The 668-nt window shown below is 59.1% G+C and carries 2 protein-coding genes; both read left to right on the top strand.

Going from position 1 to position 668, the window contains the following annotated elements; genetic code table 11:
• Positions 1–227, top strand: a 227-nt coding sequence (locus tag AC5ZGW_RS46720) for a hypothetical protein (protein ID WP_496114208.1), incomplete at its 5' end; no start/stop codon positions are given.
• Between the two features lie 4 nt (positions 228–231).
• The coding region (locus AC5ZGW_RS46715) for a hypothetical protein (RefSeq protein ID WP_496114207.1) at positions 232–668 on the top strand (437 nt) is incomplete at its 3' end.

The raw sequence follows: 668 nt of genomic DNA, 5'->3' as shown, positions 1-668 counted from the left end.
CGAAGGTGACGGAAATTCGCGCGGGCCTTACGTCGCCTTCACAAGTCATTCGCGAGCAAGGGCGCGAACCTGAAAAGGTGTTCGCCGAAATCGCGCAGGACATTGAGGACCTGAAAGCGGCCGGCATCCCGGAAGATTTTATCAGTGTGATGTTCGGCATTCTGCCTGCGCCTGAAGCTGCGCCGAGCAAGGCCGATGAATCTGTGGCGAAGCCGCCGAAGGAATAACGAAATGGACTACACCAGGATGATGACGCGCGACGGCGACCCGTCGCAATCGAACAAGCTGGCTGCGCGCCTTCACGAAATCCGCGAGAAAGGCGGCCTGCGTCGCGATGCAGACCTGGGAACGGTGGACCTGGAATCGCGCACCGTCGAATTGTCGTTCAGTTCTGAAATCGAATACGAACGATGGTTCGGAATCGAAGTGCTGTCGCACGACGCTGGCGCCGTGGACCTGTCGCGCCTGAACAATAACGCCGCTGTGCTGTGGATGCACGACTGGGACGACCAGCGCGGCGTCGTGGAATCCGCACGCATCGACGGCGACCGCAAGGGCCGCGCTGTCGTGCGCTTCAGTAAATCGCCTGCAGGCGAACAACTGATGCAGGACGTGGCAGACAAAATCATCACCAAGGTATCCGTTGGGTATCTCGTCAACGGCATGAA

This window comes from Bradyrhizobium sp. Crot121 (assembly GCF_059512385.1).
Note: the sequence above shows the minus strand (reverse complement) of the source record. Positions and strands in the feature narration are given on the sequence as shown.